This window comes from Enterobacter sp. HG048, from assembly GCF_024702055.1.
GTDB classification, from domain to species: domain Bacteria; phylum Pseudomonadota; class Gammaproteobacteria; order Enterobacterales; family Enterobacteriaceae; genus Enterobacter; species Enterobacter dykesii.
In genome coordinates this window covers 281,255-295,616 of record NZ_JANLIZ010000003.1, presented here as the reverse complement: position 1 = coordinate 295,616, position 14,362 = coordinate 281,255, and the positions used below count along the sequence as shown (strand labels likewise).

General features: G+C 55.1%; 16 protein-coding genes. 6 read left to right on the top strand and 10 right to left on the bottom strand.

From position 1 onward, the window contains the following. The first annotated feature begins 112 nt into the window (after window positions 1-112). Window positions 113-460 (top strand): monothiol glutaredoxin 4, encoded by a 348-nt coding sequence (gene grxD / locus NUX24_RS06845; RefSeq protein WP_003832760.1) that lies wholly within the window; start codon window positions 113-115, stop codon window positions 458-460. Window positions 461-503: 43 nt separating this feature from the next. Here grxD and rnt read toward each other — a convergent pair whose 3' ends face one another. The 5 genes from rnt to eptA all read right to left on the bottom strand — a co-directional run bounded on the left by rnt (window position 504) and on the right by eptA (window position 5,177). Further along, entirely contained in the window at window positions 504-1,154 is a 651-nt protein-coding gene (gene rnt / locus NUX24_RS06840; RefSeq protein WP_023311355.1) for a ribonuclease T, read from the bottom strand. 95 nt (window positions 1,155-1,249) lie between these two features. Next, complete coding sequence (gene gloA, locus NUX24_RS06835) at window positions 1,250-1,657, bottom strand: lactoylglutathione lyase (RefSeq protein ID WP_013096923.1); 408 nt, start codon at window positions 1,655-1,657, stop codon at window positions 1,250-1,252. A gap of 100 nt (window positions 1,658-1,757) precedes the next feature. Next, window positions 1,758-2,855 (bottom strand): alkene reductase, encoded by a 1,098-nt coding sequence (locus NUX24_RS06830; protein WP_257830470.1) that lies wholly within the window; start codon window positions 2,853-2,855, stop codon window positions 1,758-1,760. Between the two features lie 55 nt (window positions 2,856-2,910). Next, window positions 2,911-3,510 carry a TetR/AcrR family transcriptional regulator gene (locus NUX24_RS06825; RefSeq protein ID WP_126328349.1) on the bottom strand — a complete coding sequence of 200 codons (600 nt, stop codon included), beginning with the start codon at window positions 3,508-3,510 and terminating at the stop codon, window positions 2,911-2,913. A gap of 41 nt (window positions 3,511-3,551) precedes the next feature. After that, window positions 3,552-5,177, bottom strand: coding sequence for a phosphoethanolamine transferase EptA (gene eptA / locus NUX24_RS06820; RefSeq protein ID WP_257830468.1), 1,626 nt, complete (start codon window positions 5,175-5,177; stop codon window positions 3,552-3,554). A 149-nt stretch (window positions 5,178-5,326) separates the two neighbouring features. Here eptA and NUX24_RS06815 point away from each other — a divergent pair, with 149 nt between their 5' ends. The 3 genes from NUX24_RS06815 (at window position 5,327) to sodC (ending at window position 7,110) form a co-directional block, all read left to right on the top strand. Then, window positions 5,327-5,566 (top strand): DUF1289 domain-containing protein, encoded by a 240-nt coding sequence (locus NUX24_RS06815; RefSeq protein ID WP_010430327.1) that lies wholly within the window; start codon window positions 5,327-5,329, stop codon window positions 5,564-5,566. Window positions 5,567-5,614: 48 nt separating this feature from the next. After that, on the top strand, window positions 5,615-6,511 hold the full coding sequence (locus NUX24_RS06810) for an aldo/keto reductase family oxidoreductase (RefSeq protein WP_257830465.1): 897 nt from the start codon (window positions 5,615-5,617) through the stop codon (window positions 6,509-6,511). 80 nt (window positions 6,512-6,591) lie between these two features. Continuing rightward, window positions 6,592-7,110: a superoxide dismutase [Cu-Zn] SodC gene (gene sodC / locus NUX24_RS06805; protein ID WP_257830464.1), complete on the top strand. Its 519-nt coding sequence runs from the start codon at window positions 6,592-6,594 to the stop codon at window positions 7,108-7,110. Here sodC and NUX24_RS06800 read toward each other — a convergent pair. From NUX24_RS06800 to NUX24_RS06790, 3 genes are read right to left on the bottom strand one after another with little or no spacing between them, the layout of a single operon-like run. Continuing rightward, window positions 7,089-9,122, bottom strand: coding sequence for an FUSC family protein (locus NUX24_RS06800; protein ID WP_257830461.1), 2,034 nt, complete (start codon window positions 9,120-9,122; stop codon window positions 7,089-7,091). The genes sodC and NUX24_RS06800 overlap by 22 nt on opposite strands. Beyond that, a complete protein-coding gene (locus NUX24_RS06795) occupies window positions 9,122-9,982 on the bottom strand; it encodes an HlyD family secretion protein (protein WP_257830454.1) in 861 nt (286 codons plus the stop codon). The genes NUX24_RS06800 and NUX24_RS06795 overlap by 1 nt, the downstream gene beginning before the upstream one ends. Window positions 9,983-9,984: 2 nt before the next feature. After that, window positions 9,985-10,221: a DUF1656 domain-containing protein gene (locus NUX24_RS06790; protein ID WP_126328353.1), complete on the bottom strand. Its 237-nt coding sequence runs from the start codon at window positions 10,219-10,221 to the stop codon at window positions 9,985-9,987. Between the two features lie 186 nt (window positions 10,222-10,407). Here NUX24_RS06790 and slyA point away from each other — a divergent pair, with 186 nt between their 5' ends. After that, window positions 10,408-10,848, top strand: a complete 441-nt coding sequence (gene slyA / locus NUX24_RS06785) for a transcriptional regulator SlyA (protein ID WP_024909359.1) — start codon at window positions 10,408-10,410, stop codon at window positions 10,846-10,848. Between the two features lie 36 nt (window positions 10,849-10,884). On the opposite strand, the gene NUX24_RS06780 is transcribed toward slyA, so the two are convergent. Then, on the bottom strand, window positions 10,885-12,246 hold the full coding sequence (locus NUX24_RS06780) for a GGDEF domain-containing protein (RefSeq protein WP_257830451.1): 1,362 nt from the start codon (window positions 12,244-12,246) through the stop codon (window positions 10,885-10,887). 199 nt (window positions 12,247-12,445) lie between these two features. After that, the gene (slyB, locus tag NUX24_RS06775) at window positions 12,446-12,913 is read right to left on the bottom strand and encodes an outer membrane lipoprotein SlyB (protein WP_008500578.1); all 468 of its coding nucleotides are present in this window, start codon (window positions 12,911-12,913) and stop codon (window positions 12,446-12,448) included. A gap of 255 nt (window positions 12,914-13,168) precedes the next feature. Here slyB and anmK point away from each other — a divergent pair, with 255 nt between their 5' ends. Then, window positions 13,169-14,293, top strand: coding sequence for an anhydro-N-acetylmuramic acid kinase (gene anmK, locus NUX24_RS06770; RefSeq protein ID WP_257830449.1), 1,125 nt, complete (start codon window positions 13,169-13,171; stop codon window positions 14,291-14,293). The last annotated feature ends 69 nt before the right edge of the window (window positions 14,294-14,362 follow it).

The window sequence follows — 14,362 nt, the reverse complement described above, 5'->3', positions numbered from 1 at the left end:
TCGTGACTCGGGGTAGAATGTATAAACGTGACAAAAATGTTATTTTCCGATGCCAGTCTGAACCGCTACAATGTCAGACGAATGCCGTAACAGAAGTTAAAGGAAGCAAGACATGAGCACCACTATTGAAAAAATCCAGCGCCAGATCGCTGAAAACCCGATTCTGCTGTATATGAAAGGTTCTCCGAAGCTGCCAAGCTGCGGCTTCTCCGCGCAAGCGGTTCAGGCGCTGTCAGCCTGTGGTGAGCGTTTTGCTTACGTCGATATCCTGCAGAACCCGGACATCCGCGCTGAGCTGCCAAAGTATGCTAACTGGCCGACTTTCCCACAGCTGTGGGTTGACGGTGAGCTGGTTGGCGGCTGCGATATTCTGATTGAAATGTATCAGCGCGGTGAACTGCAGCAGCTGATCAAAGAGACGGCGGCGAAGTACAAAACCGAAGAGCCGGACGCAGAGTAATTTTCTGCGCAAATAAAAAAGCGACCTGATAAGGTCGCTTTTTTTATTCTTCGCTGTCGCCCATCGGCAGCGGCCAGCCGCCCAGACGCTTCCAGCGGTTGACGATCTCACAGAACAGCTCTGCAGTGCGCTCCGTGTCATACAGCGCAGAGTGCGCCTGCGTTCCGTCAAAAGGTATACCCGCCGTGATGCAGGCTTTTGATAACACCGTTTGTCCCAGCGCCAGGCCGCTCAGCGCGGCGGTGTCGAAGGTCACAAAAGGATGGAAGGGGTTGCGTTTGAGCGCGGCGCGCTCGGCTGCGGCCATGGTAAAGCTGTGATCGAAGGTGGCGTTATGGGCCACCATGATGGCGCGGCTGCAGTTGCTCTCTTTCATGCCTTTACGCACCATTTTAAAAATGGCGTGCAGCGCATCGTATTCACTGACTGCGCCACGCAGCGGGTTGTGCGGGTCGATACCGTTAAACGCCAGTGCTTCCGGCTGTAAGTTTGCCCCTTCGAAAGGTTCAACGTGGAAATGCAGCGTGGTGTCCGGTGTAAGCCAGCCCTGTTCATCCATCTTCAGCGTGATGGCGGCAATTTCGAGCAGCGCATCGGTTTTAGCGTTAAATCCGGCTGTTTCTACATCAATGACAACGGGATAAAAACCACGAAAACGGTCGCACAGACCGCTAAATTGAGCGTTATCGGACATCAGGGTCTCTTACAAGGGGAAAAAGCAGAGCGCATTATGGCAAATTTTGCGGGGTGATGCAGTAAAACAACGGGCGCATGTTGCGCCCTGAGGGATCAGTTGCCCAGACCGCGACCCGCGTCTTTGGCTTCAATCAGCTCGATTTTGTAACCGTCCGGATCTTCCACGAACGCAATCACGGTGGTGCCGCCTTTTACAGGGCCCGCTTCGCGCGTAACGTTACCGCCGTTGCTGCGAATGCGCTCACACGCTTCGGCCGCGTTGTCCACTTCCAGCGCGATATGGCCGTAGGCGGTGCCCAGTTCATAGCTGTCTACGCCCCAGTTGTAGGTCAGCTCGATCACCGCTTCATCCGTTTCCGGGCCGTAACCCACGAAAGCCAGCGAGTATTTGTATTCCGGGTTTTCGCTGGTGCGCAGCAGCTTCATGCCCAGGACGTTAGTGTAGAAATCAATGGAACGTTGCAGGTCGCCAACGCGCAGCATGGTGTGAAGTAGGCGCATAATTTCCTCATTAACCAATGGAATAGACTGTCTTTTTGAACAGAAACGATGTTTTAGTATAGCGGCGAAGTATCGCCGCTATCAATGAACAACGGCGAGATTACAGAGAAGGGTAGTCGGTGTAGCCTTCCGCGCCGCCGCCGTAGAAGCTTTCCGGGCGCTGCGGATTCAGGGCCGCTTTTTTCTGCAGACGGGCAACCAGATCCGGGTTGGCGATGTAGTCGCGGCCAAACGCGACGGCATCGATCAGCCCTTTGCCGATCAGATCTTCGGCTTTCTCCGGGGTATAAGCCCCCGCACCGATGATCACCCCGTGGAAACGCTCGCGCACTTTCTGACGGAAAGCGTCCGTGTATGGTTTACCGCCAGCCCAGTCCGGCTCGGACATGTGCAGATAGGCGATGCCGCGCTTAGCCAGTTCTTCGATCAGGTACAGGGCATCGGCTTCTTCGTTCGGACCGTTGTCGACGTTCTGGAAAGAACCGATTGGGGAGACGCGGATCCCGATACGATCCGGGCTCCACTCCTGGCATACGGCGTCAACCACTTCCAGCACCAGGCGAGCGCGGTTTTCGACGTTGCCGCCGTACTGGTCAGTGCGATGGTTGGACGACGGTGACAGGAACTGGTGCAACAGGTAACCATGCGCAGAGTGCAGCTCAATCAGGTCAAAACCGGCTTCGCGGGCGTTGGCTACGGCCTGGCGGAAATCGTTCACGATACCCGGAATTTCATCCAGCTCAAGCGCGCGCGGCATAGAGGTATCCACGCGGATCGCATTGCCGTTTTCATCACGCAGGGACGTACGGGTATTTGCGCTCAGGGCCGACGCGGAGACCGGTGCCTGGCCGCCAGGCTGAATGCTGCTGTGAGAGATACGACCGGTGTGCCACAGCTGGACCGCAATGCGACCCTCTTCAGCGTGAACGCCCGCGGTGATTTTCTGCCATGCGGCGATCTGTTCCGGGCTGTGAAGGCCCGGTGCACCGGCATAACCTTTAGCCTGAGCTGAAATCTGCGTGGCTTCCGTGATGATCAGGCCAGAGCTTGCGCGCTGACGATAGTATTCACCCATCAGTGGGGTTGGGATGTCGCCCGGCTCAATGCTGCGCAGACGGGTAAGCGGAGCCATAAACACGCGGTTTGGCGCCGTGACGGCACCCACTTTCAATGGGGTAAACAGTTTTTCAGCTGACATAAAGACTCCTGAGTAGACCAGTCGACTAGTAATAGGGTAAATAAAAAAGCGCCCGTTATACGCCTGGCGCAGTAATACTGTTTTTCACATGTGCCAGCGCGCTTTCCAGCGGCAGGGCACTGCGCGAAATTTTTGCCTGCAGGTTGGCTCCTAACCAGAGGGAGTAGAGCACCTGAGACTGCATTAAGGGGTCGCCAGAAAAGGCCAGCGTTTTTTCTTCGCGGCCTTTTTCCAGCGCCTGTGCCAGCAGGGCGATTACGCCGCGGGCACCCTTATCCATCGCCGAGCGCATGTCTTCGGAAAGATCGCACACTTCGGCAGACAGTTTGACCGTCAGGCATCCGCTGATAATGCCCTGCTGACAGAACTGGTTCAGCGTTTCCTGATAGTAGTTCAGAACACGATCCCGGTAGTTACCTTCACCCGAAGCAAAGTGGGTCGCCAGACGCTGGTGGTAGCCAGCATAATGACGCTCCAGCATCGCTACGCCAAAAGCCTCTTTGGACCGGAAGTAGTGATAAAACGACCCCTTCGGTACCTCAGCGGTTTTTAAAAGCTCGCTCAACCCCATACCGGTAAACCCGCGATGCATGCAAAGTCGCTCGCCGGTTGCCAGTAAATGTTCGCGGGTATCGTGTTCAGTATTTCTGCTCATGGCCGCACTCTAATAGACCGTTCGGTCTAATGCAAGCGAGTTTACTGACGACATGCGCTCAGTATATCCAGCTGCGGTTGATAAACCGTTGATTTCACGTCCATCATACCCAATACGGTTGAGAATAAATTGTCCTGGGAAACCGCATTTTTTGCTGCATGGTCACGCAAACACCGTTCGTTGATGCCAAAGTTTTTCGCGTAATCCGGTGACAGCCAGAACATAAACGGAATATGCGTTTGCTGCTCCGGCGCCAGCATGTACGGCGTACCGTGCAGATAAATACCGCTTTCACCTAAGGATTCACCGTGATCTGAGAGATAGATCAGCGCGGTGTTCATGCTCGACTGGCGCGCTTTCAGCGCATCAATGGTTTTGCTGACCATGCTGTCGGTATAGAGGACAGTGTTGTCATAGGTATTGATCAGCGCCTGATGGTCGCAATCCTGAATTTCATTGGTGTCGCAGGTGGGGGTGAATTTACGGAAATTGTCCGGGTAACGATGATAGTACGCTGGTCCATGACTCCCCATCAGGTGGATAACCAGCACCGTGTCCTGCTTCACGCCGTCCAGAACGTTGTCCAGGCGGTAGAAGTTCACATCATCAATACAGGATTTGTCTTTGCAGAACTGATCCAGATTCCACTGCGTCATGTCGGTATGGGGCACGCGATCGCAGGCGCCTTTACAGCCACCGTCGTTGTCGCGCCACAGCAGGTTGATACCCGCATGCTTCAGCACATCGAGCAGTCCCTCGCGATGGTGAGCCAGGTCGGCATCGTATTTGCTGCGCGTCATGCCGGAGAACATGCACGGAACGGAAGCGGCGGTTTCGGTGCCACACGAGGAGGCCTGCGGGAAGTTAATCACGTCCTGCTTTTTCAGCTCCGGGTTGGTTTCGCGTTCGTAACCGTTCAGGGAGTAGTTTGCCGCGCGAGAGGCTTCGCCAACGACAAGCACCAGAACGGTTTTCTTTTGTTGACCGGTAATCAGTGACCCTTTATGGGCATCTTCACCAATGCGCACCAGCGTTTGATCGCCGGCAAACCAGCGCATTTTACTGTACTTCACCACGGCGCTGACATAGTTCGCCGGGGTGACCATTTTGACGATGCTTTTGTTATTGCGGAACAGCGACGCGTAATCTTTATAAAACAGCGCGGCAATCAGGATAATCACCAGCAGGGCGCCGAGCATCGCGGCAACGCGCGTCAGCAGCGCGTACCACCATTTTCCGGTACGAATGCGGGTCAACGCCAGCACCACGGAGGGAACGAGGCCGGCTATGACAATCCACAGGATCATCTGCGGGGTCACCAGGGCGGTCGCTTCCTGAGAGTTGGTTTCGAACACGTTCACAATCATGTTCTGATCGATCACCGCGCCATAGGTATACATGAAATAGGTCGCCGCGGCGCATCCGATCGTCAATACAATCAGCAGCGGCTTGCGGAGATACGGGATGTTAAGCAGGCTAAAAACAATCACCCAGCCGCAAAACAGCACCAGCGGGACGGAGGCAGCAAAGAGGAAGTCGTGCAGATGGACTGGGCCGATAATGGCCCAGCTGCGCTGGATAAACAGCCCGTTCAGCAGAGTAAAAAAGAGTGCACAGCCCAGAGTAAATTTAATGTCGTTACATTGTAACTTTCTGATTAACCACATCGATCGGTAAACCCGTTATTGTCATGATGGGCCGAGTATAGAGAGGGAAGATTAGTGAAACCTTAATGCCACAAATCTGTGATACAGGCCTTGCACGCGGCGCGATTAACGTCTTCACTGTAGGTGAGAAGAGCTATCGGGAGGTGAGTGTGGCAGAGCAGCTGGAGTTTTTCCCCATCCAGAGCCCGTGCCGGGGTATTTGTCAGGTCGATGAACGCGGATATTGCCGCGGGTGTATGCGTACCCGCGATGAACGTTTCAACTGGCAAAACTTTAGCGACACGCAAAAGCAGGACGTGTTACGCCTCTGCCGACAGCGTCTTCTGCGCAAAATACGCGCGAATAAAGCCGGTGAGACCGAAGAACCCCAGCAACCCTCACTTTTTTAACACGGTAATTGCGTATACTCATGACATTACGTCCTTGAGGAAAATGTTATGGTTCAGCGAATTACCCTTGCCCCCCAGGGGCCAGAATTCTCCCGTTTTGTCATGGGCTACTGGCGCCTGATGGACTGGAATATGTCCCCCCTCCAGCTGGCGAGCTTTATTGAAGAGCACCTCGATTTAGGCATCACCACGGTCGATCATGCGGATATTTACGGTGGCTACCAGTGCGAGGCCGCGTTCGGCGAGGCGCTCAAGCTGGTTCCGGCACTCCGCGATCGCATGGAGATCGTCACGAAGTGCGGGATTGCCACCACGGCAAAACCTGAACATGCCCTAGGTCATTACATCACCGACAGCGTGCATATCATCAAGAGCGCCGAGCAGTCGCTGGTCAATCTGGCGACCGATCGTATCGACCTGCTGTTAATCCACCGCCCAGACCCGCTGATGGATGCCGATGAGGTGGCGGAAGCCTTCCTGAACCTGCACCAGAGTGGGAAAGTGCGTCACTTCGGCGTGTCAAACTTTACCCCGGCACAGTTTGCGCTGCTTCAGTCTCGTCTGCCGTTTACCCTGGCCACCAACCAGGTTGAGATTTCCCCGGTACACCAGCCGCTGCTGCTGGATGGTACGCTCGATCAGCTGCAGCAGCTGCGCATTCGCCCGATGGCGTGGTCATGCCTGGGGGGCGGACGCCTGTTTAATGATGAGGAATTCCAGCCGCTGCGCAATGAGCTTGAAACCATCGCCCGTGAACTGAACGCGGAAAGCATCGAACAGGTGGTTTACGCGTGGATCCTGCGCCTGCCGTCAAAACCGCTGCCCATTATCGGTTCCGGTAAAATTGAACGCGTGCGTTCCGCGTTGGCCGCTGAGGAGCTGCAGATGACCCGTCAGCAGTGGTTCCGCATCCGTAAGGCCGCGCTGGGTTACGACGTACCATAAACCGCCTGAAGGTGACTTTCCGGTGAAATCTTTGCCCCTGGTATACACTTAAGGGGCAAAAAATAACCCGCGGAGGTCATATGAAGCGTTTTGCTCTGGCACTGGTCACGCTGGTTGTTTGCGCAGGGGCGCAGGCAGCCAGCGACGAAGTGGAAATGAATCTCGTCACCCCACAGGGTGTGGGTCAGTCCATCGGAACGGTGAAAATCACTGAAACCGATAAAGGGCTGGAGTTTGCCCCCAACCTCAAAGCCCTCCCTCCCGGTGAACATGGTTTCCATGTTCATGCCAAAGGCAGCTGTCAGCCCGCTTTAAAAGAAGGTAAACCGTCGGCGGCGGAAGCGGCAGGAGGGCACCTCGATCCGCAGCATTCCGGCAAGCATGAAGGCCCGGAGGGAATGGGGCATTTAGGCGATCTGCCCGTGCTGGTGGTCAATAACGACGGTAAAGCCACCGAGCCCGTTGTCGCGCCGCGACTGAAAAAGCTGGATGAGGTGAAAGGCAAGGCGCTGATGATCCATGTCGGCGGCGACAATATGTCCGATCGGCCTAAACCGCTCGGCGGCGGCGGGGCACGCTATGCGTGCGGCGTGATCTGATCCCCAATCGTTCCCGGCGGCGGTGCCTGTTCCAGCTGCGAGAGCGAGCAGTGCAGGCGCCAGATTATCGAGGCCAAATCTCGGGCTGCGGGCAGATGATGCTGTGCAAGCGTATCGCAGATCCGCTGCAGTTCATTCAGCGTGGCTTCCAGCGGCCGCTGCTGGACACCTCGCTCGCTCATTACGTCGCGCAGCAGGGAGATGCAAACATCACGAACCTGCGACAGCGGATCGGAACGCGTTTCCCACGCGCGAAGCTGCCAGACCACGTGCGAGCAGTTCAACAGCACCACGCCCCAGCGCAGCAGCCAGCGCCGGGACAGCGCGTCCTGACTGTTATTCAGCTGGCTGACGTGATGATAAACCAGCGATTCATACTCGTTTTCACTCAGATGCGGTTTACGGCTGAGCTGATCGACAAACCCTCTGCGTAACTCCCGAATATGCCTGCGGCTCTTGCGTGCATCGGATCCGGGACGCAACACCGCAAAAGCCAGCCACGCCAGCCCCACGCCAAGGATCTTCGCAAGGTTATCATTGAGAAAATCGGCGTAATCATAAACCGGTGGATTCGTCACGGAGATAAACGAGCCCATAAAGACAATCAGCTGTCCCCAGAGGCCCGCCAGCTTAGGCATTTGCAGCTTCAGAAGCTGCATGGTGGTCAACAGGGGAAACAGGAACAGCAGGAACTGCCACAGATCGCTTATCTGCACCATCAGGCCAAACTTCACCACGAAGCTGAACAGCGACAGCAGCACCAGCGTGCGCAGCAGCAGCGTAAGCGAGTTAAACGGCGAGGCCGAGACGGAGTAAAGCACGCAGCTGATGGCGGCAAGCGTCAGGGCCGCCGTACCGGACTCCCACTGGGTGGTAATGCTCCACGCCCCCACCAGCATCAGCGCACAGAAGGTGCGAAAACCGCTCCACAGCGCTTCCAGATAGTCGGTATGGCGCGCAAGAGCCGGGCTGCCGGGGACGTTGAACTCCGTTAATGGGGTCGCGTTTTCGACGGCCCTAATCCAGCGGCTGCTGCGCAGGTACAGGCGGCAAAAGTAGTTCAGACGCTGCCAGAAGGCGCGATGGCGGTAGTCGTACTCGTCAGCCGGCGCGAGCGGAGCGATAATCCGCGCCACGGTATAGATGTCCGCATCCGGGCGCGCAAGGGCCGCGAGCAGCGTTTCAATCACGGCTCGGGTATTTTCAGGCGGCGTCGGCCAGTTGAGCAGCATCCGGCGCAGGCTGGAGATGGCGCTGGTCATGCGCAGCTGCTGATGCAGCAGATAGTTAAGCAGGGTGTTCTGGCGGCGAAAGCGGTAGTGGCTCCAGAACGCCTGAATGCGCAACAGATTCATGGTCAGGATCTGCCCGATAACCTTTTCATGCGCGAGGCGGATATCGTCGCTGGTATCCGGTTGCCACAGCAGGCTCGCGTGCTCCAGTAACCGGGTATGCATGGTTTTTAGCGCGGTGATGAGCGCGGTGCCGTCGGATGTGCTGGGGAGGATCATCATCATGAAGCCGCCGCTGAGGATCCCGACAATCACTTCACAGACGCGCGCCTGTGCAATATCCCACAGCTCGGTGGTGTCGAGCACGTTAACCACCGGAAAGGCGATAATGGCGGCGGTATAGCCCGCCAGCTGGAAAGCGTAGGCGACGTTATTGGTAAAATGGGCGCAGGCCCAGGTACAGCACCCCAGCCATGCGGCCATGCTCAGCAGGAACAGCCACGGATCGTTCAGCGTATGGCCGGCGATAATTAACGCCGCGGTGGCGCCCAGCAGGCTGCCTGCGATACGGCCAAGGCTTTTACTGATCACCCCGCCGACCGTTGGAAAACTGACCACCGCCGCAGACGTCATCGCCCAGTAGGGTTCATCCAGGTTCAGGTAATAAGCCACAGTCAGCGCAAGACACATGGCAATGCCGTTACGTAGCGCGTACCGCCACTGGGGACGCGTCGCTTTCATCCACGGCGTGTTTTGCCAGGAGAGACCCTGCAGCTTCATCACTGGTTTCCGATGGAGACAGTGCAGGTAGTGCCGGACACCAGGGTAATGTCCTGCGGTAAACGGTCAAACTCCACGCGAACCGGAACGCGCTGGGCCAGACGCACCCAGGGAACGTTCGGCTTTATGTCCGGCACCAGTCCTGAATCCGTTTCGACGCTTTGATCGTAAATGGCGCGGCCAATGCTGGATACGTGACCCTGTAACTTCTGAGAGCCGCTGTAAAGCGTAATAACTGCAGGCGATCCCTCGCGAATATGGCGAAGTTTGGTCTCTTCAAAATAGCCCACCACGAAGAAGGAGTGGCTGTCGACGAGGGCAAAAACGGGTTGTCCCGTGGTTGCATAATTCCCAACGCGAGCGGAAAGGTTGGTTACCCACCCGTCAACCGGCGCGGTAATCACCGTTTGGGTCAACTCCCACTGGGCCTGCTTCAGCGTGGCTTCGGCCACGTTGACGCTCGCCTGCATGGCCTTCACGTTGATGTTGGCGGTGTCTAAATCTTCCGCTGAGATGTAGTTTTGCGACAGGTGGCGGCGGCGGTTGGCCTCGTTGTTAGCCTTTGCCAGATCCGACTGGGCTTTCGCCAACTGCGCCTGGGCGTTCAGGATCGCAATGTGGTACGGAGTGTCGTCGATGCGGAATAAAATGTCTCCCTTTTTGACGAACTGGTTATCCTTAACCAACAGCGTCGTAATACTTCCTGATACCTGAGGGGTAATGCTGACCTGCTCGGCGCGCACTTTGCCGTCACGCGTCCAGGGCGACTGCATATAAAAATTCCACATCCACCATCCCGCAACCAGCGCGAGGGCAAGGACAAACAGGGTGGAAAAGTACTTTAGCGTTTTCAGGGACATATTCACCACGCAGTCAAAACGGCAAGGCCCAGGCATACGGAAAGGGCAAACAGGGAAAGATCCATCAGCATGGGATGCCAGATTTCGCCGGAGTACATCCAGTCGCGAAGCAGACGATGCGCGATGAGCCAGAGGATAAAGCCCACCAGAACGGCCTTAAACAGGGGAGGAAAGTAGACTGACGCACCGAAGATCAGGTCCTGAAGGGGTAAACCCTCCGAGCGATGAAAAAACGTCACGGGCAGAAATCCTTTGCAGTGAACAGAATGCCGCGTTGGCTTGTCTTAGTATGATGAAGCATCACAATTCAGTGTAAGTCATACTTTTAAGTTCGATGAATGCAGTATTGCATTTGTTTTGGCAATACAAATGCTGCACACTATTCTAAAATCAGTATAATAACTTAGCAAGCTAATTATAAGGAGATGAAATTGGAATCGCCATTAGGTTCTGATCTGGCAAGGTTGGTACGCGTCTGGCGTGCTCTGATTGACCATCGCCTGAAACCTCTGGAACTCACACAGACGCATTGGGTCACGCTGCACAACATTCATCAGCTGCCGCCCGATCAGTCGCAAATTCAACTGGCAAAAGCGATAGGGATTGAGCAACCGTCGCTGGTGCGCACGCTTGACCAGCTGGAAGAGAAGGGGTTGATCTCGCGGCAAACCTGCGCCAGCGATCGTCGCGCCAAGCGGATTAAACTCACCGAGAAAGCGGCGCCTATCATCACGGAAATGGAAGCCGTGATTACGAAGACGCGCGGTGAAATCCTCTCAGGCGTTTCACCGGCGGAGCTGGAAATGCTCATCAGCCTCATTGGGCGCCTTGAGCAAAACATCCATGAGCTACAGTCGCGCGACTGACAAACAACAAGGCCTTGCAGCAGCAAGGCCTTTTTTTTACTTAAAGACGACCACGCGGTTACGGCCTGTCTCCTTCGCTTCATACATCGCTTTGTCGGCATTTTCCACGCACGTTTCTGCGGCTATCGCGGGAGACGTCGCCGTATACACCCCCATGCTGATGGTGATTGGCTCCGGTAGTTGACCGCCGCTGCTGGCGTTATCGAAGCTGCTCAGATTTAACCGTATGCGTTCCGCTACCTGGTACGCCGCGTCTGATGAGGTGTTGGCCAGCATCAGAACAAACTCCTCACCACCGATACGCGCCGCGATGTCCTGCGGGCGTACTGAATCCATCAGCAGATTAGCGACAAACTGCAGGACCTTGTCGCCCTGAAGATGCCCGTAGGTGTCGTTGATACGCTTGAAGCGATCGAGATCGCTGACGATGACGGAAACCGGGCGGCTGGGTTTGGCGATATCCAGCGCCTGCTTTAATGATTCATAAAAATAGCTGCGGTTATACAGGCGCGTGAGCGGGTCGCGAATGGAGTTCTGGTAGGACTGCTGATACTTAACGTGTGAGTCGCGATACAGCCTGAAAACATCGTAGAGCAGAACAAAAATGATTATCAGCGTGGCGACAGTTTCAAATAAGCGGGCGCGATACCAGGAGATATCTTCTACATGTCCACCCACTAACAGCATTGAGAGCGTGACGATATAGCAGACGCACAGAAAATTACCGCCCACCCAGAATAAGTTACGTATGCGCGTAATAAACATCAGCGTGGCTAATGTGACCACCCAGAGTGCAATTAATGCAATATTAATGAAGTGGCTCCAGAGAACCATAAACTCACGGGTTTCATTATCAACAAGATCAATGGATAAAAAAGAAGAATGACTGGAATACATCCAGGCCAATCCTACTGCAAAAACGGTAAAGAGAAACCCGCCGCTCACAATAGCGATATGCGCCGGCCGTGAAAGGGGACAATTGCGCGTGGTATAAAGTATTGCCGAAACGATTATTAACACCGCCATTATAAGATGGCGGAACATATAGAAGATCATCGCATCGTTGTAGTTCACCGCATTGAACTGATAGAGGTCCAGCCAGGCGGGAAAGCTGCACAGCGTTCCGACCATCAGCGATGCCGACCCGGCAAAGGCAAAAGCAAGCGATACCAGATACAACCTTTTTCGGTCACACCAGTATTTCATTGCCATAAAGCAGGCAATAAACAGATCAAACACCAGTAAAAATATGGTGAGCGTAGGGAACAAGTGAGACGAAAAGGTTGGAACCCATTCGGCAATTTTTGAAAACAGGGCGTGTAATATGCTGATAACAGCAATGCAACCCAGGCAGAACGAGATATAACGACCTTTTACAGAACGATGATTCGCAAACATATATGGCTTTAATGACTTTATAATGAATTAAGGTGAGGGTATTGCGAAGAGTTTAATCAATTAGCGCGCTAAATACTTTGCGCAGAAACAATATATGGCGAGGTTAATAATGGATATGGTGAATGTATTTTGTAAATATATTTGTGGGAGTGATAAATAATGTAAATGGATGTGGCCTGATGACCACATCCATTTTTAATTAACGTGGAGAAACGGTCACCTGGCTTCCGTTGCTTGCCAGAACAACGCGCTGGCCTGCAGAGAAGCGGGTGCTGCCTTGTTTCTGGACAACCATGATCGTGCTGCCGTCGTCTTTACGAATTTCCAGCTCTACGCCCTGGGTTTTGTTCATCGCACCCTGAACGCCCTGGCCAGCTACACCACCCGCAACGGCGCCTGCGGCCGTCGCCAGAGAGCGGCCAGTGCCGCCGCCAACGGTATTACCCAGGAAACCACCCAGCACGGCACCGCCGATCGCGCCCATCACGTTGTTTTCATCACCACCCTGGATCTGTACAGGGCGTGCATTAACAACGGTACCGTAAGTCACGTTCTGAACCTGTTTCGCTTCAGAAGCGCTGTAAACGTCGCCAGAAAGTGAACTGTCATTCACACAGCCAGCCAGAGTTAAACCAATCAGCGAAACGCCCAGTACACGTAAAATCATTTGAATCTCCTGTTCACCAAAAACGCCCGATTGGGGGCATCCGTTATGGCTAAATTATATGGCATAAGCGACCATAGTTCATATCTTTGCACTAACAATAAGAAAATTGTACTTGAATTTGACTTAACGAGACATAAACAGGATCCGCCCGCGTAACCCGTCTGACATTGTTAAAAAATATTATCGCCGGATGGCAAAGCTGCGCCGTTTATGGTTGAGTGGATATCCTTAGCCCACGCAACGTAAGGAAAGCGCATGAAATCGGGTCGCTACATTGGTGTGATGTCAGGCACCAGTCTGGATGGGGTAGATGTCGTTCTGGCCGCCATTGACGAAAACATGGTGGCGCAGCAGGCGAGCCTGACCTGGCCAATCCCCATTTCACTGAAAGAGGATATTCTGAGCATCTGTCAGGGGCAGCAGCTGACTCTCTCCCAGCTTGGACAACTTGATGTCCGCCTGGGGGCGCTGTTTGCGGATGCGGTGCAGGCTTTGATGGAAAAAGAACATCTTCGCCCGCAGGATGTGGTGGCCATCGGGTGTCACGGACAAACGGTCTGGCATGAACCCGGCGGAGATGCCCCACATACCCTGCAAATCGGTGATAACAACCAGATTGTAGCGAAGACGGGCGTGACGGTGGTTGGCGATTTCCGTCGGCGCGATATCGCCCTTGGCGGGCAGGGCGCGCCGCTGGTGCCCGCGTTCCATCAGGCGTTACTGGCGCACCCTTCAGAACGGCGCATGGTGCTCAACATTGGTGGGATTGCCAATCTTTCGATGCTCATCCCTGGGCAGCCCGTCCGCGGCTACGATACCGGCCCGGGCAATATGTTAATGGACGCCTGGATCTGGCGTCAGTGCGGTCAACCGTATGATAAAAACGCGGAGTGGGCGAGCGGGGGGAAAGTGATTATCCCGCTGCTGCAGTCCATGCTGAGCGATCCGTATTTTGCTTTACCGGCACCGAAAAGTACCGGGCGTGAATATTTCAACTTTAGCTGGCTTGAGCGCCAGCTGGCGTCATTCCCGGCGCTTGCGCCGCAGGATGTCCAGGCGACGCTTGCCGAACTCACGGCCGTGTCGATCTCCGAACAGGTTCTGCTCAGCGGCGGCTGTGAGCGCCTGCTGGTGTGCGGCGGGGGAAGCCGTAACCCGCTGGTGATGGCGCGTCTTGCGGGTCTACTGCCGGGTACAGAAGTGACCACGACCGATGAGGCCGGCATCAGCGGGGATGATATGGAGGCGCTGGCTTTCGCCTGGCTCGCCTGGCGCACCATTGCCGGACTGCCGGGCAACTTGCCGTCGGTAACCGGTGCACGTGAGGCGAGCGTCCTTGGGGCGATTTTCCCGGCAAATCCTCGTCATAATCAGAGTTAACTGAAATTCAGCGCGGCGCGTCGTCGTTAGAATGGAACGAAACAGGAGGGCAGCCATGCCCTTCAGGAC

What these genes read in the sequence shown, in the direction of transcription:
- grxD (WP_003832760.1), top strand. Translation starts at nt 113, where the DNA reads ATGAGCACCACTATTGAAAAAATCCAGCGCCAGATCGCTGAAAACCCG.
- rnt (WP_023311355.1), bottom strand. Translation starts at nt 1,154, where the DNA reads ATGTCCGATAACGCTCAATTTAGCGGTCTGTGCGACCGTTTTCGTGGT.
- gloA (WP_013096923.1), bottom strand. Translation starts at nt 1,657, where the DNA reads ATGCGCCTACTTCACACCATGCTGCGCGTTGGCGACCTGCAACGTTCC.
- NUX24_RS06830 (WP_257830470.1), bottom strand. Translation starts at nt 2,855, where the DNA reads ATGTCAGCTGAAAAACTGTTTACCCCATTGAAAGTGGGTGCCGTCACG.
- NUX24_RS06825 (WP_126328349.1), bottom strand. Translation starts at nt 3,510, where the DNA reads ATGAGCAGAAATACTGAACACGATACCCGCGAACATTTACTGGCAACC.
- eptA (WP_257830468.1), bottom strand. Translation starts at nt 5,177, where the DNA reads ATGTGGTTAATCAGAAAGTTACAATGTAACGACATTAAATTTACTCTG.
- NUX24_RS06810 (WP_257830465.1), top strand. Translation starts at nt 5,615, where the DNA reads ATGGTTCAGCGAATTACCCTTGCCCCCCAGGGGCCAGAATTCTCCCGT.
- sodC (WP_257830464.1), top strand. Translation starts at nt 6,592, where the DNA reads ATGAAGCGTTTTGCTCTGGCACTGGTCACGCTGGTTGTTTGCGCAGGG.
- NUX24_RS06800 (WP_257830461.1), bottom strand. Translation starts at nt 9,122, where the DNA reads ATGAAGCTGCAGGGTCTCTCCTGGCAAAACACGCCGTGGATGAAAGCG.
- NUX24_RS06795 (WP_257830454.1), bottom strand. Translation starts at nt 9,982, where the DNA reads ATGTCCCTGAAAACGCTAAAGTACTTTTCCACCCTGTTTGTCCTTGCC.
- slyA (WP_024909359.1), top strand. Translation starts at nt 10,408, where the DNA reads ATGAAATTGGAATCGCCATTAGGTTCTGATCTGGCAAGGTTGGTACGC.
- NUX24_RS06780 (WP_257830451.1), bottom strand. Translation starts at nt 12,246, where the DNA reads ATGTTTGCGAATCATCGTTCTGTAAAAGGTCGTTATATCTCGTTCTGC.
- slyB (WP_008500578.1), bottom strand. Translation starts at nt 12,913, where the DNA reads ATGATTTTACGTGTACTGGGCGTTTCGCTGATTGGTTTAACTCTGGCT.
- anmK (WP_257830449.1), top strand. Translation starts at nt 13,169, where the DNA reads ATGAAATCGGGTCGCTACATTGGTGTGATGTCAGGCACCAGTCTGGAT.